At 57.2% G+C, this 18,368-nt stretch carries 19 protein-coding genes; 14 read left to right on the top strand and 5 right to left on the bottom strand.

Translation table 11 applies throughout. The features are described from left to right. Positions 1-24: 24 nt before the first annotated feature. From Q0J75_RS01260 to Q0J75_RS01270, 3 genes are all read left to right on the top strand, one after another. Entirely contained in the window at positions 25-1,767 is a 1,743-nt protein-coding gene (locus Q0J75_RS01260) for an ABC transporter ATP-binding protein (RefSeq protein ID WP_297195968.1), read from the top strand. After that, a complete protein-coding gene (locus Q0J75_RS01265; protein ID WP_297195969.1) occupies positions 1,757-3,646 on the top strand; it encodes an ABC transporter ATP-binding protein in 1,890 nt (629 codons plus the stop codon). Before Q0J75_RS01260 ends, Q0J75_RS01265 begins: the two co-directional genes overlap by 11 nt. Before the next feature lie 176 nt (positions 3,647-3,822). Continuing rightward, the gene (locus Q0J75_RS01270; protein ID WP_297196154.1) at positions 3,823-3,972 is read left to right on the top strand and encodes a hypothetical protein; all 150 of its coding nucleotides are present in this window, start codon (positions 3,823-3,825) and stop codon (positions 3,970-3,972) included. Between the two features lie 63 nt (positions 3,973-4,035). Here the strand turns inward: Q0J75_RS01270 and Q0J75_RS01275 are convergent, their stop codons facing one another. The 4 genes from Q0J75_RS01275 to Q0J75_RS01290 all read right to left on the bottom strand — a co-directional run bounded on the left by Q0J75_RS01275 (position 4,036) and on the right by Q0J75_RS01290 (position 8,988). After that, positions 4,036-5,172, bottom strand: a complete 1,137-nt coding sequence (locus Q0J75_RS01275; RefSeq protein WP_297195970.1) for a DUF4358 domain-containing protein — start codon at positions 5,170-5,172, stop codon at positions 4,036-4,038. Beyond that, positions 5,169-7,169, bottom strand: a complete 2,001-nt coding sequence (locus tag Q0J75_RS01280) for a sensor histidine kinase (RefSeq protein WP_297195971.1) — start codon at positions 7,167-7,169, stop codon at positions 5,169-5,171. The genes Q0J75_RS01275 and Q0J75_RS01280 overlap by 4 nt, the downstream gene beginning before the upstream one ends. A 25-nt stretch (positions 7,170-7,194) precedes the next feature. After that, positions 7,195-7,893, bottom strand: a complete 699-nt coding sequence (locus tag Q0J75_RS01285; protein ID WP_297195972.1) for a response regulator transcription factor — start codon at positions 7,891-7,893, stop codon at positions 7,195-7,197. Between the two features lie 159 nt (positions 7,894-8,052). Continuing rightward, positions 8,053-8,988, bottom strand: coding sequence for a S1 RNA-binding domain-containing protein (locus Q0J75_RS01290; RefSeq protein WP_297195973.1), 936 nt, complete (start codon positions 8,986-8,988; stop codon positions 8,053-8,055). A gap of 160 nt (positions 8,989-9,148) precedes the next feature. Between Q0J75_RS01290 and Q0J75_RS01295 the strand changes: the two genes are divergently transcribed. From Q0J75_RS01295 to sigE, 5 genes are all read left to right on the top strand, one after another. Beyond that, complete coding sequence (locus tag Q0J75_RS01295; protein WP_297195974.1) at positions 9,149-9,343, top strand: DUF951 domain-containing protein; 195 nt, start codon at positions 9,149-9,151, stop codon at positions 9,341-9,343. After that, a complete protein-coding gene (gene hisC, locus Q0J75_RS01300) occupies positions 9,340-10,413 on the top strand; it encodes a histidinol-phosphate transaminase (RefSeq protein WP_297195975.1) in 1,074 nt (357 codons plus the stop codon). The genes Q0J75_RS01295 and hisC overlap by 4 nt, the downstream gene beginning before the upstream one ends. Then, positions 10,406-10,747: a DsrE family protein gene (locus Q0J75_RS01305; RefSeq protein WP_297195976.1), complete on the top strand. Its 342-nt coding sequence runs from the start codon at positions 10,406-10,408 to the stop codon at positions 10,745-10,747. The genes hisC and Q0J75_RS01305 overlap by 8 nt, the downstream gene beginning before the upstream one ends. Before the next feature lie 140 nt (positions 10,748-10,887). Next, positions 10,888-11,736 (top strand): sigma-E processing peptidase SpoIIGA, encoded by an 849-nt coding sequence (locus Q0J75_RS01310; protein ID WP_297195977.1) that lies wholly within the window; start codon positions 10,888-10,890, stop codon positions 11,734-11,736. Positions 11,737-11,749: 13 nt separating this feature from the next. Next, complete coding sequence (gene sigE / locus Q0J75_RS01315; RefSeq protein WP_297195978.1) at positions 11,750-12,472, top strand: RNA polymerase sporulation sigma factor SigE; 723 nt, start codon at positions 11,750-11,752, stop codon at positions 12,470-12,472. Between the two features lie 54 nt (positions 12,473-12,526). Here the strand turns inward: sigE and Q0J75_RS01320 are convergent, their stop codons facing one another. Next, positions 12,527-12,703 (bottom strand): hypothetical protein, encoded by a 177-nt coding sequence (locus Q0J75_RS01320; protein WP_297195979.1) that lies wholly within the window; start codon positions 12,701-12,703, stop codon positions 12,527-12,529. A 219-nt stretch (positions 12,704-12,922) separates the two neighbouring features. Between Q0J75_RS01320 and Q0J75_RS01325 the strand changes: the two genes are divergently transcribed. Genes Q0J75_RS01325 through Q0J75_RS01350 form a run of 6 tightly spaced genes read left to right on the top strand, consistent with a single transcriptional unit; the run spans position 12,923 to position 18,361 of the window. Next, positions 12,923-14,203, top strand: a complete 1,281-nt coding sequence (locus tag Q0J75_RS01325) for a dihydroorotase (RefSeq protein WP_297195980.1) — start codon at positions 12,923-12,925, stop codon at positions 14,201-14,203. A gap of 48 nt (positions 14,204-14,251) precedes the next feature. Beyond that, complete coding sequence (pyrF, locus tag Q0J75_RS01330; RefSeq protein ID WP_297195981.1) at positions 14,252-15,178, top strand: orotidine-5'-phosphate decarboxylase; 927 nt, start codon at positions 14,252-14,254, stop codon at positions 15,176-15,178. 15 nt (positions 15,179-15,193) lie between these two features. Then, a complete protein-coding gene (locus Q0J75_RS01335; protein ID WP_297195983.1) occupies positions 15,194-15,448 on the top strand; it encodes a hypothetical protein in 255 nt (84 codons plus the stop codon). A gap of 19 nt (positions 15,449-15,467) precedes the next feature. Continuing rightward, entirely contained in the window at positions 15,468-16,247 is a 780-nt protein-coding gene (locus Q0J75_RS01340) for a dihydroorotate dehydrogenase electron transfer subunit (RefSeq protein ID WP_297195985.1), read from the top strand. After that, positions 16,240-17,157, top strand: a complete 918-nt coding sequence (locus tag Q0J75_RS01345) for a dihydroorotate dehydrogenase (protein ID WP_297195987.1) — start codon at positions 16,240-16,242, stop codon at positions 17,155-17,157. The genes Q0J75_RS01340 and Q0J75_RS01345 overlap by 8 nt, the downstream gene beginning before the upstream one ends. A 40-nt stretch (positions 17,158-17,197) precedes the next feature. Continuing rightward, positions 17,198-18,361, top strand: coding sequence for a bifunctional histidine phosphatase family protein/GNAT family N-acetyltransferase (locus Q0J75_RS01350; RefSeq protein ID WP_297195989.1), 1,164 nt, complete (start codon positions 17,198-17,200; stop codon positions 18,359-18,361). The last annotated feature ends 7 nt before the right edge of the window (positions 18,362-18,368 follow it).

Genomic DNA, 18,368 nt, shown 5'->3' on the forward strand with positions numbered 1-18,368 from the left:
AGCAAATCCAAAGGAGGGAACCCTATGAAGAAAAAACGCGGCTTAGTCAGCTGCATTCAGGAGTTCAAGCTGGACACCATCCTTACCCCCATCTTCGTGATCGGTGAAGTGGCCTTTGACGTGCTGATTCCCATGATGACGGGCAAGCTGCTGGATGAGGGTGTCAAGGCGGGCAATATGACCCGCATTTTCCAGTATGGCGTTCTGATTGTGCTCATGGCGCTGATGGCCCTGCTGCTGGGCGCATTGTCCGGCCGCTTTGCCGCCCGGGCGGCCACCGGCTTTTCCCGCAATCTGCGGCGGGAAATGTACCACAGTGTACAGAAGTTTTCTTTTTCCAACATTGATAAATTTTCCACCGGCGGTATCATCACCCGTCTGACCACCGATGTGACCAACGTGCAGATGGCCTTTATGATGATTATCCGCATCGCGGTGCGCTGCCCCATCATGCTGATCTGTGCCTGGGTGCTTACCTTTACCATTAACCCCAAGCTGGCACTGATTTTCCTCATTGTGATTCCGATTCTGGCAGTTGGTCTGCTGCTGATTATGAAGTCGGCCCATCCGCTTTTTGAGCGGGTGTTCAAGAAGTACGACTGGCTGAACAATGTGGTGCAGGAGAATCTGCTGGGTATCCGGGCGGTCAAGTCCTTTGTCCGGGAGGACCATGAGCGGGAGAAGTTTGGCAAGGTGTCCAACGAGATCTACATGGACTTCTCAAAAGCAGAGAAAATCATTGCCTTCAATATGCCTCTGATGCAGATTTGTGTCTACGCCTGTATGCTCACGGTATCCTGGCTGGGTGCAAACCTGGTGGTAGGCGGCGAATTGACCACCGGCCAGCTCACCAGTATGTTCAGCTACATCATGATGATCCTTATGAGCCTGATGATGCTGTCTATGGTGCTGGTCATGATTATTCTGGCCCGAGCTTCCGCCGAGCGTATTGTGGAGCTGCTCAATGAGGAGAGCGATCTGAAAAATGGTCCCAATCCCATTGAGGAAGTGAAGGACGGCTCCGTCGTCTTTGAGAATGTCAGCTTCAGTTACGCGAAGGACCCGACGAAGGAATGTTTGAAGGAAGTCAATCTTACCATCCATTCTGGTGAGACGGTAGGTATCCTGGGTGGTACCGGTACCTCCAAAACCACTCTGGTACAGCTCATTCCCCGTCTATATGACGCCACTGAAGGCCGTGTACTGGTAGGCGGCGTGGATGTGCGGGACTATGATATGGAGGCCCTGCGTGAGCAGGTGGCCATGGTGCTCCAGAAGAACATGCTTTTCTCCGGTACGATTAAGGAGAACCTGCGTTGGGGCAACAAGGATGCCACCGATGAAGAGATGATCCGGGTATGCAAGCTGGCCCAGGCAGATCCCTTTGTCCAGGAGTTCCCAGACAAGTACGATACCCACATTGAGCAGGGAGGCTCCAATGTGTCCGGCGGCCAGAAGCAGCGGTTGTGTATTGCCCGGGCTCTGCTGAAAAAGCCCAAGATCCTGATCCTGGATGACTCCACCTCTGCCGTGGATACCAAGACTGACGCGATGATCCGCAAGGCCTTCCGGGAAGAGATCCCTGATACCACCAAGTTCATCATTGCCCAGCGCATTTCCTCCATTGAGGATGCCGACAAAATCCTGGTAATGGACGGCGGCAGAATCGCTGCCATGGGCACCCATGACGAACTGCTTCAGAGCTGCGAGATCTACCGTGAGATTTATGAGTCCCAGACGAAAGGAGGCGGCGAGGATGAAGCATAATGCGCATCAGAAATCGCCCGTGAAAAGGTCCCATACCGTGCGCCGCCTGATGGGCTATGTACAAAAGGAGTACGGTTTCCGGTTTGTGCTGGTCTTGCTGTGCATTCTGGTCAGCGCCATCGCCTCAGTGGCTGGCTCCCTGTTCCTGGGCTCCCTGATTGACGACTATATCACGCCTCTGCTGGTCATGGACAACCCAGTATTTGACGGATTGCTCCATGCCCTGATCCTGATGGCCTGCCTGTATCTGACCGGCGCGGTGTGCGCCCTGGCCTATAACCGGCTGATGGTCACGATCTCTCAGGGCGTGCAGAAAAAGATCCGTGACGATCTGTTCAGCCACATGCAGTCCCTGCCCATCAAGTATTTTGATACCCATGCCCACGGCGACGTGATGAGCGTGTATACCAACGACGTGGATACCCTGCGCCAGATGTTCTCCCAGAGCATCCCTCAGGTCATCAACTCTCTGATGATGATCGTGGTGGCCTTTGTGGGTATGATCGCCACCAACCTGATGCTTACCGGCGTGGTCATCCTGTGCATCATTGGTATGCTGCTGGTGACCCGCTTCCTGGCTGGCCGCAGCGGCCGCTACTTTATCAGCCAGCAGATCAAACTGGGCGATCTGAACGGCTATATTGAAGAGATGATCAATGGTCAGAAGGTGGTCAAAGTCTTCTGCCATGAGGAGGAGGCCCAGGAGGGCTTTGATAAGGTAAACGACGCTCTCTTTGAGCGTGCGGATAAGGCTAACAAGTATGCCAATATTCTGATGCCTATCCTCATCAACATCGGCAATATCCAGTATGTCATCATCGCCATGGCTGGCGGCGCCCTTGCCCTCAGCGGCATCGGCTCTGGGATCACTCTGGGCATTATCGCCACCTTCTTACAGCTGTCCAAGAGCCTGTCTAACCCCATCAGCCAGATTTCTCAGCAGCTCAACTCAGTGGTCATGGCTCTGGCCGGTGCCCAGCGGATCTTTGATCTGATGGACGAACCCCCCGAGGAGGATCATGGTACCGTTACTCTGGTGAATGTAGCCTACAACAAGGACGGGGAGATGACCGAGACCAACCAGCACACCAACCTGTGGGCCTGGAAGGTTCCCCAGGCAGACGGCAGCTTTACCTATACCAAGCTGACCGGCGATGTGCGCTTTGACCATGTGGACTTTGCCTATGAGGAGGGCAAGACTATCCTCCACGACATCAGCCTCTTTGCCAAGCCCGGCCAGAAGCTGGCTTTCGTGGGCGCTACCGGCGCGGGCAAGACCACCATTACAAACCTGATTAACCGCTTCTACGATATTGCTGACGGTAAGATTCACTACGATGGCATCTCCATCAACGATATTAAGAAGACCGACTTGCGGCGCTCCCTGGGCATTGTGCTTCAGGATACCAACCTGTTTACCGGCACTGTCCGGGAGAATATCCGCTACGGCAATCTGGATGCTACGGATGAGGAAGTGGAGGCCGCCGCCGTGCTGGCTAACGCTGACGACTTCATCCGCCGTCTGCCTCAGGGGTATGACACCATGCTCACCGGTAACGGCGCTAACCTGTCCCAGGGTCAGCGGCAGCTCATCGCGATTGCACGGGCTGCTGTGGCGGATCCCCCGGTGATGATCCTGGATGAGGCCACCTCTTCCATTGATACCCGTACCGAGGCCATTGTCCAGCGGGGCATGGATGCCCTGATGTGTGGGCGTACCGTGTTTGTCATTGCCCACCGGCTGTCCACCGTCCGCAACTCCGACGCCATCATGGTGCTGGATCACGGGCGCATTGTGGAGCGGGGCGACCACCAGGACCTGATCGCCCAGCATGGTCTGTACTATCAACTGTATACCGGCGCATTCGAGCTGGAGTAAGCAAAACGACAGCCGCCTGAGTTCTTGCAAGGACCCAGGCGGCTGTTTTTTCAGTTGAGCAGGAAAATCCCGCACCATCCCGGCAGCGGGGCATAGTATGGAGTGAGACCGGGCCGGACAGCGGGAAGCTCCGCCGCCAGCTCCAGGTTTCTATCTTAAACCGGGAGGTACTTCTCATGATGGGGTGCAATAATGGTTGTGGCTTTGGCTTTGGCGGCGGGAGCTGCTTATGGATCATTCTGATCATCATCCTGCTGTGCTGCTGCTGTGGCGGCGATAACAACGGCTGCGGGAATGGCTGCGGCTGCGGCAATAGCTGCTGCTGAGACTCCATACACAGCATAGAGCCGGGTGGGCGCCTTATTGGCGCCCACCCGGCTGCTCTTTATCTAGCGATGTGATGAGGGACGCAAAACCTCCCAGGTCCAGCGGGTACCCTCCGCCTCTGGAACAGTTGAGTCATCCCACTCGTGGCCGGTCTGCCGCAGAAAGTCGCTGGTCACATTGAAATAACGGTGATGTTCCGGCTCGTCAGTGGCAGGAACATCTACAAAGGAGCCCAGGGGGTCGTCCCAGGTTACATCCACCCCATACCACTCGCCATCCAGCTGGACCAGATTCCAGGCGTGGGTGGTGCTGGTGACGGTGACACAGGGGATATCCAGCAGGTCCATAAAAAGTTGAAAGGTATTGGCGTAGCCCATGCATACCACCTGCCCCTCGATCAACAGACCGTAGGGATGATTTCGGTTGGGCAGGGCCTGGCTTTCGTCATAGGCAGTGTGGTCGATCATCCAGTCATGAATGGCCAGTTCTTGTTCTGCCGGACTCATGTCATCGGTGATGGTCTGGTCCAGCACCTGTTTGCAGGCATCCAGAATGGCGGCATCCTGTTCTGATAAGGAGGATGTATCCCCGGTGCGGTAAGCCTCCACCACCGGGCCGGTGTCGTACCGGGGCAGCTCCAGCGGGGGAGGGGAGTCATCCATTTCCGCCGTCACTGACTGAGAGACGGACTGGACATCCCCCTGGAAGCGGGCCTCAAAGGCGGCCTTGGCTGCCGGTGGGTCAGGGCAGACTGCCAGCAGTAACCAGTGACCCTGCCGAAGCAGAAGAGCATCGTCCAGCATAGCGGCCTCCTCAGGGGCATAGCCGGTAAACTCGGCCTTCCGCCGCTCTACATAGGCACTCAGTCCCTGCTCTGCTGACTGGATGTCAGCCTGGTCTGACAGTTGGATCACCGCCAGTTCGTTGGCCTGAAATCCTTCGGAGTAGGCCACCGACGCATCTATCCAGTCTGAACGCTCCAATCCGTAGGCGGCCAGCAGATAGTCCTCCAGCTCCTTTGAGGTGTCCAGAGCTTCGTCTGCGGACAGGGGGCGCATCCCATCGATAAAATCTTCAGGCTGAGATTCGGCCACAGCATTGCCTAGATCGACGGCGGAAGCGTCGGTAGTAGGCTCCTGGAACGCGCAGCCGACCAGTAGCACGAGGGGGAGGACCAGCAAAAAAAGAAACCGTCTCATGGCGCTACCTCCGGTTCCGGGCGTGCATCGGTCAGAGAGACGGTGACCGAGGCGGTAAACAGGTCGGCCTGGGTCCGAATGGCGAAGCTGCCGCCGCAGGATTCAGTAAAGGTCCGGGCGATGGACAGGCCCAGCCCGCTGCCTCCGTCGGTACGGCTCTGGTCCCCCCGAACAAAGCGTTCAGTGAAATCCACGCCGGGGGGGAGCTCGTCCCGGGAGGTATTCTGTACGGTGGCTACTGCCTTGCCTTGGTCCACGGTCAGGGTCAGATAGACCCGTGAGCCCTCCAATGAATACTTGAGGGCATTGCCGATGAGATTTTGGAACACCCGGTACAGCCGGTCACCATCGGCCAGAATCCACACCGGCCCATCTGGCAGGGTGGGGCGGAGGGTCAGGCTGGAAGCTTGGATATCCTCTTCCAGGTCGGCCAGGGTCTGCCGCAGCAGCTTGGAAAAGTCCAGCGGCCTTACTGTGACGATCAGGTTTCCGGTAGCCGCTTTGCTCACATCGAACACATCCAGTACCATGCTCTGGAGCCGCTGGGCCTTCTGATAGAGTACCTGGATATAGTCCCGCACATGGTCGGGCAGATTTTCCTCCTGCCGCAGCAGCTCGGCATAGCTGATGATAGAGGTGAGAGGGGTCTTTAGGTCGTGGGACACGTTGGTAATGAGCTCCAGCTTGAGACGCTCACTTTTCATCTGGTCCTCCAGGGCAGATTTCAGCCGGGCCTCCATTTGGTCCAGCCCTTCCGCCGCTGCCTGCAGGTCAGGGTCCTCCAACGGGGGAGCGGAAGATATATTCCCCGTCCCGGCGGCTTGGATGCGGACCAGCATAGCATCCATATCGGCGGCGGTCCGGCGGTTTTGCCTCAGCAGCCACAGCTGGGCGGCAATCAAAGCCAATCCCGCAATGGCAAGAATAAATAAGATGAATAGCAGAAAACCGTTGTATAGTGCAGATGGAAGCAGCAGCAGGAAGAGAATCATACAGCACAGGATAAAGGGAAGGGTAGCAACAAACTGGAGAACGGAACGGCGGACGATCCGCTGCCCGGCGGGCCAGCGCAGCTCCTTTCCCTGGTACAGCCGAGCCAGGGCTGCGCACAGACTGTGGAGCCTGATGTTGCCAAAGTTATACCGCAAATCGTTGAGGTAGAGATAGGCCCACCACATTGCAATCGGGATGGACCAATAGGGTAGAAGGGAGTGATGAAACTGATTATAGAGGAAAGCATGACTGGTCAGATAGATTGCCAACAGACACACCAGACTGAAGGGAATCAGCAACAGCAGCTTAACCTCCAGCCAGATCCTTCCGGTGAACCAGGCGATGGCCTGGTCCGCCCGCAGTTTGTGTTTATGCCACAGGATGGACCAGAGCAGCAGAGAGACCCCAAGCGTCAGAGGAATAGCCAGCATCCAGAACAGGATAGAACGGACTCTTTGCTGTGAGGCGGCAACATCGTACAGACCGCTGTCATAGGCCATACTGTACTGAACGATGTCCGCCGGAGTGGCATAGACACAGGGCTCCTTGGCAGCTGCCAGCAGGAGTGTTACATCGGAATAGGAATCGGAAATGGGAACGTTCTGATAGCCAGGCAGCGCCCACAAGCTATTGTCCCGATAGATGCCGTCCCCGTAGATGTTGACATTCCGGCCATCCTTTTGAACGGTGATGGTGTGACCATCAAAGGATAGCAGAAAATTATACCCGTCCGGCAGATTGTCGGAGGTGAGCTCCGGGCAGTTGGTCTGGACCGGCTGTCCCTCTCGTTCAATGCGGTAGAGCAGATTGCGGTCGGTGAGACCCTCAACCTCGGTAAACTCACCGGTGCCCATGCGGGTAAACCAGCCTGTGATGACGCTGCGGAACCGGCTGGTGTCCTGGTAGTCGGACTGAAAGGCGTCTGTCAGCTCTGTCCATCCCAGCTCCCGTACGGCGCAGAAGGCCACCGCTCCGCTGAAAAACAGCAGAGTGATTCCGAGCACAAAGGAAAAAAAGGCTATGGCCGGTTTAATGCTTCTCGATTTTGTATCCAATGCCCCACACCACCTTTAAATATTCCGGCTGTTTTGGATTGAGTTCGATTTTTTCACGAATGCGGCGGATGTGTACCATGACGGTGTTCTCTGCAGAATAGGGCTCCTCGTTCCACACCCGGCGGTAGATCTCCTCGGCAGGAAAGACACGACCCAGGTTGCGCATTAGCAGGTCCACGATTTTCAGCTCTGTGGCGGTGAGCCGCACTGGAACGCCGTCGGCCAGCAAAGTCTTCTGGTCGGGCAGATAGCACAGCCGTCCGGTGACCAACTCGGTTTTCTGACTGGGACCGTTTACATCGCCCAGCTGGGTGTACCGCCGCAGATGGCTGCGCACCCGGGCCACCAACTCCTGGGGGTGGAAGGGCTTGGAGATATAATCATCCGCCCCCATGGAAAGACCCAGGATTTTGTCAGTGTCCTCACTTTTGGCGCTGAGGATGAGAATGGGCAGGTTACGCTGTTCCCGGATCTTGAGTACCGCTGACAGCCCATCCAGCTTGGGCATCATTACATCCATCAAAATGAGCCGCAGGGAGGGCTCCAGGGCCAGTTCCAAGGCCTGAAGCCCGTTGTAGGCCTTCAGTACCCGGTAGCCCTCCTTTTCCAGCAGAATGGAAATGGCCCGGACGATCTCTGCGTCGTCGTCCACCACAAGGATACATTCATTCATGGCAATCGCCTCCATGGGGATAGAATAGCAGCACTTTCTGTCAGACTCCAACAGAAAACTCTGTCACATTTCTTACAATTTTACCATACCACTGGAGCAGCGGGCAATAGGAGGCCCCGGACGGAATCCGTCCGGGGCTTGTGAGCGGTCTATATCAGTTTATCCGGCGAAGATGGTCTCCATCCCCACCTTGACGCAGCCTGGCGGAGCGTATTTCCAATGCTCCAGGCGGCCTTCCTGGATGTAGTAGTGCAGCGGTTGAGGTTGCTCCAAAGGGGGAAGCAGTTCAATGGCCAACAGTTTGATCTTCATTCGCTCCGGCAGGATGGCCTTCAGGTAGACCGATACCCGAGCCCCCTCGGTGAGTCTGGGGTCCCGTTCTGCCAGCCCGGACAGATTGGGGGTGAGTTCCACAAATACGCCGTAGTCCTTGACGCCCCGCACCACCCCGGGCACTGTCATGCCCGGTTGGAAGGGAGCCACATTTTCCGCCCAGGTGCCCAGCAGTTCTTTGTGGGTGAGGTAAATGCGGCCCAGGACCGGGTCCAGGTCCAGCACCACCGCCAGAATTTCCTGACCCACCCGAAAACGGACAGAGGGGTGGGGGATACGGGACACCGAGATGTTTTCCACCCCGATGAGAGAGGGCACGCCGCAGCCAATATCTACAAAGGCTCCAAAGGGGTCCAGATGGGTGACCGAGGCCTGGATGATCTGGCCCGGTTTCCAGTGCTCCAGCATAGCAGTCAGCGCCTGCTGCTGGGCGGCCCGGCGGGAAAGAATCGGGTGCGGCTGTCCGTCCTTCTCTGACAGCCCAGTAACGGTAAAGCAAACCGGTTTGCCCACCCGGGAGAGGATGGCAATATCCCGGGTGACCCCCTCAGCGATGCCAAGCGCAGCCTCCTCCCGGGGAATCACCCCCTGATAGGGGCCCAGAGAGACGATGAGGTCGTGCTCTGGGGTACAAAGCAGAGCGGTTCCTTCCAGGATGGCTTCTGTTTCCATAGCCTGCTTGAGTCCGTCGGCAGAGGCGCAGGCAGCCTGGTTTTCCGGCGTATGGAGCAGCCGCCCCTCGGGCGGAAAACGCTTCGTCAATTTAACCAAATCCTTTCTGCAATGGGGTGATTTTTTTCTTACCAGACAACTATATGCAAAGTAGCGCCTTGAATTGACAGGGGAGAGGCGGGAAATTATAATATACTTTAGACCAATAAAGCGCCTGGAACTTTGGCGCTGGCAGTGAAGGAGGACCGCCATGGATATCCGGGTGGACGACGTTCTGGAGCTGAAGAAAGAGCATCCCTGCGGCAGCCGCCGGTGGCAGGTGCTGCGGGTTGGGATGGATTTCCGCCTGCGCTGTATGGGGTGTGGCCATGAGCTGATGATTCCCCGGAGCAAGGTGGAAAAAAGCATTAAAAAGGTCATTCGGCCGGGGGAGGACAACGCATGAACAAATTTTGGAGCGCGCGGGCCAGGGCACTGACCCCCTATGTTCCGGGGGAGCAGCCCAGGGATCGGAAATTCATCAAGCTAAACACCAATGAAAATCCTTATCCCCCCTCGCCGCTGGCCCTGGCAGCCATTCGGGAGGCGGCCTGCGATACCTTGCGCCTCTATCCAGACCCGGAGTGTACCTCTCTGCGGGAGGTGCTTGGGGCCACCTACGGGCTCAAGCCCACCCAGATCTTTGTGGGCAATGGCTCTGATGAGGTGCTGGCCCTCTGTTTTCAGGCCTTCTTTGACCCGGAGCGCACCATTCTTTTTCCCGATATTACATACAGCTTTTACCCTGTCTTTGCCGATCTGTACGGCCTGAGCTATCGGGAGGTGCCTCTGGATGAGAACTTTGCTGTCCCTCTGGAGCCCTTCCTGGAGGAGAACGGCGGTATTGTCATCGCAAACCCCAACGCCCCCACAGGGCGGGAGCTGTCGCTCTATGGCATCCGCGCCGTGTTGGAGGCTAACCCTGACGCGGTGGTAGTGGTGGACGAAGCCTATGTGGACTTCGGCGCCCGCTCCGCTGTGGAGCTCATCGACCGCTACCCCAATCTGGTGGTGGTGCAGACCATGTCAAAGTCCAGATCCCTGGCAGGGCTGCGGGTAGGCTTTGCCATGGGTCATGAGGATCTGATTGCCGCTCTCAATTGTGTGAAAAATTCCTTCAACTCCTACACCCTGGACCGTCTGGCGCTGGCAGGGGCGGAAGGGGCTCTGCGGGATCGGGACTATCTGCGGGCCACTTCCATGAAGATCAGCAATACCCGAGAGTATGCCGCTGCCCACCTGAAGCAGATGGGCTTCCTGGTTACCGATTCCGCCGCCAACTTCCTCTTTGTGTCCCATCCGGATGTGCCGGCCAAAACGCTGCTGGATGGACTGCGGCAGCGGGGCATCCTGGTCCGCTGGTGGGACAAGCCCCGTATTCGGAACTATCTGCGTATTACTGTAGGTACCGATGAGGAGATGAAGGCGCTGTGTGACGCCATGGCAAAGCTGGTGGAGGAATATGGACATGGATGAGCACCACCTGCATATCCTTTGGACCAATGCAGACCCCACCGTTTTTGATAAGATGGTGCTGATGTACGCTGTCAACAGTCTGATCCATGGCTGGTGGGAGAAAGTGACTGTGATTTTGTGGGGAGATACCGCGGCCCTGGCCGTTCATGATCCATCGGTCAAGGAGCGTATCACCCTGGCCATGGAGCAGGGGGTACAGTTTTCCGCCTGTATTACCTGTGCCCGGGAGCTGGGGGTGGAGGATGCTCTACGGGAGATGGGCCTGGAGGTAATCTCCTGGGGACCACCCCTGACAGAACTGATCAAAAGCCGGACACCCCTTTTGACGGTATAAGCTCAATGTAGATTAAATGGCCCGCCGCAAACTAATTGGTTTGCGGCGGGCCATTTTTTGCTTGTATCCTCAATCTGACTTTTTTTATGAAGACAGGCCGGTATAATGAAGTCTGCACGTCGGCGGGAGGGGGGAGCGGCATGACGGTGGTTTATCTGGATGAATTGTTCCTGCTGAACTTTGTGGTAGACTATTTGCTGCTACTTGCCGCCGGACGTCTGGCGGGGGAAGTGCTCCACCGGGGCAGGCTGGCCTTGGGAGCCGCCTTGGGAGCCGCCTATGCCGGAGCGGTATTTTTGCCAGGGCTGGGTTTTCTGGTTCACCCGTTGTGTAAGGTGGGGGCTGGCGTACTGACGGTACTGGCGGGTTATGGCGGCAGTCGGAGACTGTTAAGGGTGTGTTTGGTGTTCTTTGCTGTCTCTGCTGCCTTTGGAGGTGGTATCTTTGCCCTTCAACTGCTGGGCAACTGCAGCCTGACCCTGTCCAACGGAATACTCTCCTCGCCGCTGGACCTGAAGCTGGTATTACTTTCGGCAGCGGGCTGTTATGGGCTCATCACCCTACTTTTCCACCGGGCTGCTCTCCATAGCCCCAGACGAGAGCTGGCTCCAGCGGTGGTGGAGCTGGGCAGCCGCCGGGTGGTGCTCACCGCTCTGGTAGACACTGGAAATACCCTCGCCGATCCGGTATCCGGAAAGCTGGTGCTGGTGGCGGAAGGATGTAAACTGGAGGGACTTTTTCCACCTGGGACAGCCCCTGGGCAGGCAGAGCTGCGGGACCCGGCCATGGCACTGGAGCGATTGAGCGATGCTGGCTTGCGGTGCAGGCTTCTGCCTTACCAAGCGGTGGGGGTGGAGTGTGGGCTGCTGTTGGCCCTGCGGGCGGACCGGGTACAGGTTGGGGGAGAGGACTATGGTCCTCTGCTGGTGGCCTTGTCTCCTACAGGGCTGACTGACGGGGGCGGCTACTGTGCGCTGATTGGAGCATAAAAGGAGGATGGATATGAAGGGCTGGAAGGCGCGCTGGTATGAGCGTATACAAAAGTTACTTGCCCGGCTGGGATTGCGGCTGCCTGGCAAGATCATGTACATCGGGGGAAGTGATACCCTGCCGCCTCCCTTGTCCCGGGACGAGGAAGCAGAGCTTATCCGCCGCCTGGATCAGGGAGACGAGGAGGTCAAGCCCCAGCTGATTGAACGCAATCTGCGTCTGGTGGTGTATATTGCCCGCCGCTTTGAAAATACCGGGGTAGGTATTGAAGACCTGATTTCCATCGGTACCATTGGACTGATTAAGGCCATTAACACCTATCAGCCCGCCAAAAATATCAAACTGGCCACCTATGCCTCCCGGTGTATCGAAAATGAAATCTTAATGCACCTGCGTAAAATTACCAATCTGAAAAGTGAAGTGTCTTTTGATGAGCCTCTGAATACCGACTGGGACGGCAATGAGCTGTTGCTCTCTGATATTCTTGGTACTGAGAGCGACCTGGTCATGAAGCCTATCGAGGATGATGTGGACCGCAAGCTGCTGTTTGATGCTTTGGATAAGCTGGAAGAGCGGGAGCGGCACATCATCACCCTGCGTTTCGGGCTAGACGGAAAGCCGGAGCGGACCCAGAAGGAGGTAGCCGACAGTTTAGGCATCTCCCAGTCCTATATCTCCCGGCTGGAAAAACGGATCATTGCCCGATTGAAGCGGGAGATTTTGAGGCTGATGTAGGATAAAGCAGGCAGTGGATGCCGCGTTTTGCAACATCCACTGCCTGCTTTTTGATTAGAAGCCCATGGTATCAGCCAGATCGGCCTTCATGTGCTCCATCTTTCGGGTGGCCTTGCGGGCTATGCGGCGCATGTTGGGATTCTGCATCCCCTTTGCGGTTACTGCCATGCCCATAGCGGCGCCGGCCAGGATGCCAAGGCCCATGCCGCCTAAAAAGGTGTGGTTGGTCATTTGCTCAGCTCCCTTCCTTGGATGTCCACATTTATTATTGCCCGGAATGCGGAAAAATCCATTGCTAAAATATGCGATTCAAGTTATAATGAAGAACGAAGAACGGAGTGACTTAAAGGAGGGGACGGGGGATGGACCTGTACCCTTTTTTTCTGTGCAAACGTATGGAAATCTGAAGTCTCAAGGGAGACTATGTGCCAAACGGTAAGGAGTGATCCAATGAAACTGTTGATTCGTCAGGGCCGCCTGGTGGACCCGGTTGGGGGCATTGGCGGCATAATGGACATTCTGATGGAGGACGGCAAGGTAACTGTCATTGGCAGCAACATCAATGAACCAGACGCGGAGGTCATTGAGGCAGCAGGTTTGACCGTATGCGCGGGTCTGGTGGATATGCACGTTCATCTGCGGGAACCAGGCTTTGAGTACAAGGAGACCATTGAGACCGGAGCGGCGGCAGCGGCCCACGGAGGCTTTACCTCCATTGCCTGTATGCCAAACACCCGCCCTACGGTGGACAGCCCGGAGCAGGTGGATTTTGTTCGACAAAAGGCGGCAAAAGCCTGCGGCATCCATGTCTGGCCCATCGGTGCTGTGTCCAAGGGACAGCGGGGACAAGAGCTCACCGACTTTGAGGCTCTGAAGGGGGCTGGGGTGGTGGCCTTGTCTGATGACGGTGTGCCCGTTCAAAATGCCAATCTCATGCGGGACGGTCTGATTATGGCCCACAGGCAGAATCTTACCATTCTCTCCCACTGTGAGGATGCGGATATGGTGAAGAATTATGCAGTAAACGAGGGCAGAGTATCCCGTCAGCTGCGGCTGGATGGCCGGCCTGCCATCGCGGAGGAGCTGATGGTGGCCCGGGACGCCATGCTGGCTGAGGAGACCGGCGCAGCAGTCCATATCTGCCATATCTCAACCGCCAAATCGGTGGCCATTGTCCGGCGGTATAAGCGCAAGGGAGTGCAGATTACCTGTGAGACCTGCCCCCAGTATTTCTCCCTCACCGAGAATGAAATTCTGGCCCAGGGCACCATGGCCCGGGTCAACCCGCCTTTGCGGACCTGGTCTGATGTGGAGGCCATTATTGAGGGACTGAAGGACGGTACCATCGACGCCATTGCCACCGACCATGCGCCGCACTCCGCTGAGGAGAAGGCCAGACCTCTTACCGAGGCCCCTAGCGGCATGGTGGGCCTGGAAACCGCCCTTGGGGTCACGTTGACCTACCTCTACCACACCGGAGAGTTAGCCCTATCCGATATTCTGCGGAAAATGACCATCAATCCTGCCTGCATCCTCCGCCTGCCTACCAAGGGCCGGCTGGCCATCGGGGCGGACGCCGACGTGGTCATTTTTGACCCGGATGAGGTGTGGACGGTGGACCCGGAGCAGTTTGCCTCCAAGGGGCGCAACACCCCCTTTGCCGGCAAGGAGCTGAAGGGAAAGGTAAAGTATACCATTGTGGGCGGTAAGATCGTCTACCGGGATTGCTGAAACGTACATAAGAGAAAAGAGATCATAGAAATAAAGGAGAAGTGAATTATGTCCTTCGATCGTCTGCAGGAAGCCATTATTGCCAAGAAAAATCCCACCGTGGCGGGACTGGATCCCAAGCCGGAGTATGTGCCCGCCCACATCCGTAAGGAATGCTATGACAAGTACGGCGAGACCCTGGAGGGGGCCGCTGAGGCCATTTATCGCTTCAATTGCGGCCTGATGGACGCACTGAAGGACATCGTGCCTGCCGTCAAGCCCCAGTCGGCCTACTATGAGCGCCTGGGCTGGCGGGGTATGGAGGTGCTGGAGCGCACCATCCGCTACGCCAAGGAGCAGGGGCTGTATGTCATTGCCGACATCAAGCGGGGCGACATCGGCTCCACCGCCGAAGCCTACTCCGACGGCTGGCTGGGCAAGACCAAGGTGGGGGAGCAGTCCCTTCCGGTATTTGATGCCGATTGTGTCACCCTGAATGGCTATATGGGGGCTGACAGCGTTAATCCCTTCCTTAAGACCTGTAAGGAGCTGGATAAGTGTGCCTTTATCCTGGCCAAGACCTCCAATCCCGGTTCCGGTGAGCTGCAAAATGTGTCTGCCGGAGAGGGAGACACCGTGTATGGCCTGATGGCTGACCTCATTGAAAAGTGGGGTGCGGGCACCGAGGGCAAGTATGGCTACACCATGGCCGGAGCTGTGGCGGGTGCAACCCACCCCGACGAGCTCAAGCAGATTCGGGCCAGGATGCCCCACACCTTCCTGCTGGTACCCGGCTACGGCGCCCAGGGCGGCACTGCTGAGGACGTACAGTATGCCTTCCAGGATAACGGCCGGGGCGCCATCGTCAACTCCTCCCGTGGCATTATCTGTGCCTGGCAGAAGACCGGCAAGGACGGTATGGACTACCAGGAGGCCGCCCGAAACGCTGCCATCGCCATGCGGGACGATATCTGCCGCTTTACCACCATTGCATAATGGGAGAGCCAATCCATGACCGTACAGGAGAGAGAGAAAACTGTCTGCCGGGAGAATGAAATTAGCAGGTGGAAGATCGGCCAGCACCGGGAATGGGACTGGCGCAAGCTGCTTCAGGAGCAGATCGCCGCGGGACTGGTGGCGGAGGAGTCCTTCCGCTGTCCTACCTGCGGCACCCTGCGCCGTAACCGGTTCTGCCTGGTGTGCGGCAGCAGGATGGACCTGAGAACCATGACCGAGACCGTCCACGGGGACGAGTCCGCCAAATAAGTTGGAAATGAGGGATACCATGCCCATTGAACAGATGTGTACCATTGTGGAGATTGCCAAGCTGAACGAGTATGCCTATTCCTTCACCCTGGAGGTGGGGGAGATGGTGACAAAAGAGGGCCTGCGGGCTGGTCAGTTCCTCCATATCCAGTGCGGTGAAGGCCACCTGCTCCGCCGCCCTATCTCGGTGTGTCTTTGTATGGAGGATGCGCCCCATGATACCGCCCGCATTGTCTTTGAGGTGAGAGGAGAGGGGACCCGTTGGCTGGCTCAGCGCCAGGTAGGTGATAAGCTCAATGTGCTGGGTCCCCTGGGCAACGGCTTCCAGATCACCCCTGAGGACCGGCTGCTGCTGGTGGGGGGGGGTATCGGTGTGCCTCCTCTGCTGGGACAGGCCGCCTATACCGCTAAAAAAGCCACCGCTGTGTTGGGTTTCCGGTCTGCTGACCGGGCTATGCTGGTGGAGGATTACCACGATTACTGTAAAGAAGTTTACCTTTGCAGTGACGATGGTTCTATGGGTCGCCACGGTTTTGTGGATGCCCAGCTGAGGGATATTCTTGAAAAGGATAAAGGCTTTACAGCTATTTTGGTTTGCGGCCCAAAGCCTATGCTGAAGAACGTGGCCAAGGTGGCGGCGGAGTACGGCGTGCCCTGTCAGGTTTCTTTGGAGGAGCGGATGGCCTGCGGTGTGGGGGCCTGTTTGGGGTGTGCTGTCCAGATGGCAGATGGTACCATGAAGCACGTGTGTAAAGATGGCCCTGTCTTTGACGCCAAGGAGGTGGACTGGAATGTCTAAGGTGGATCTGTCCGTCGATCTGGCGGGCGTAAAGATGAAGAACCCCATTGTGGTGGCCTCCGGAACCTTCGGCTTTGGCCGGGAGTATGGCCAGTTCTATAACTTGAATGAGTTGGGAGGCATCTGCTGTAAGGGGTTAACCCTTCACAGGAGAGAAGGCAATCCGCCTCCCCGTATTGCTGAGACTCCCATGGGTATCCTCAACTCGGTTGGCCTTCAGAACCCCGGCGTGGACGCCTTTATCGAGCAGGAGCTGCCTGAACTGAAAAAGCACGATCTGGCTATCATTTCCAACATCTCGGGCAATACCCCCGAGGAGTACGGCGTTATGTGTGAGAAACTTTCCGCCGCCAGGGTGGATATGATTGAGGTCAATATCTCCTGCCCCAATGTGAAAGCGGGAGGGCTGGCTTACGGCACCAAGCCGGAACTGGCCGCCGAGGTCACCAAGGTTGCCAAGGAGCACGCCACCGTTCCCGTGATGGTGAAGCTGTCACCCAATGTTACCGACATTACCGAGATTGCCAAGGCGGTGGCCGATGCCGGAGCGGACGCTCTGTCCCTCATCAACACCCTGCGGGGGATGCGCATTGATATCAACACCCGCCGGCCCATTCTGAAAATGAACACCGGCGGCCTGTCCGGCCCCGCTGTGCTGCCGGTGGCGGTACGGATGGTATGGGAGGTTGCCTCCGCTGTGGACCTGCCCATCCTGGGTATGGGCGGTGTGGCTAAGGGGGAGGACGCGGCCCAGCTGATGCTGGCGGGCGCCTCCACCGTAGCAGTGGGTACCGCCTGTTTTGTCGATCCCTACGCCCCCATCAAGGTGCGGGACGGTCTGGCCCAGATTGCCTCTGCTCAGGGGCTTGACAAGGTATCTGACCTGACAGGTGGCGTGCGCCCCTGGTAAGGCCCGCCAGATTCCAAAAGCAAAGAGAGAGTTGCGTTCTATGACAAAGGTATTTATCATCCGCCATGCCGAGGCGGAGGGAAATTTGTACCGCCGGGTCCACGGATGGTACAATAGTCTCATCACTGACAACGGTTACCGGCAGATTGCCGCTCTGCGGGGCCGGTTTGCGGATACACACATTGACGCGGTGTACTCCAGTGATTTATTCCGCACCATGACAACCGCTCAAGCCATCTATCCAAACCACGGCCTGGAACTTCACACCACCCCCGCTTTGCGGGAGATCCGGGTGGGGATCTGGGAGGACCGGCCCTGGGGAGAGCTGGAGCGGCACGACGCCATGCGGCTTATCCGTTTCAACCACGCCGCCCCTGACTTTCAGGTAGAAGGGGGGGAGACCTTTGCTCAGGTCCAAGCTCGGATGAAGAGTGCGGTACTGGAGATTGCTGCCAGACACCCTGGACAGACAGTGGCCCTCTTTTCTCATGGATCTGCTATCCGCTGCCTTCAGGGAGCTATCCGGGGCATGGGTCCCGGTGAGATGGACAGCCTTGGTCATAGCGACAACACCGGTGTCACCTGTCTGGAGGTGGATGGAGATCAGATCCACATTCTTTTTGAGAACGACAACTCCCATCTGCCGGAGGAGATCTCCACGCTGGCCCGTCAAAAGTGGTGGAAGTCCCGGGAGGGTAGTCTGGCCGACGCCAATATGTGGTTCCGGCCTCTGGACCTGGAGCGGGAAGAAAACCTTTATCTGGAAGCGCGGCATGACGCTTGGATCGACATCCATGGAAACGAAGCCCCCTTTGATGGGGCGGGCTTTTATCAGGGGGCGCTGGACTGCTGGAAGCAGGACAAGGAAAAAGCCTTAACAGTTGCGATGCAGCGGGATGAGGTGGCCGGCGTGCTCCAGTTGGACTTGGGCCGGATGGCAGAAGAGGGAATCGGCTATATTCCCTTTGTGTACATGAGTCCTCAGCATCGAAAAAAGGGCTTGGGGGTGCAGCTCATCGGCCAAGCGGTATCTGTGTTCCGGCCTTTGGGGCGTACCCGCCTGCGGCTGCGCTGCGCGCCGGAAAACGCGATCGCCCAGCGATTTTACAAGAAGTACGGTTTTGAAAAGGTGGGTGAGGAGCACGGCCCGGTGACTCTGGACCTGCTGGAAAAATACATTGGATATGACACCAAGAACGGATAGAGGAAGG

Origin of the sequence: uncultured Flavonifractor sp. (assembly GCF_944385615.1) — a bacterium.
Classification (GTDB): Bacteria; Bacillota; Clostridia; order Oscillospirales; family Oscillospiraceae; genus Flavonifractor.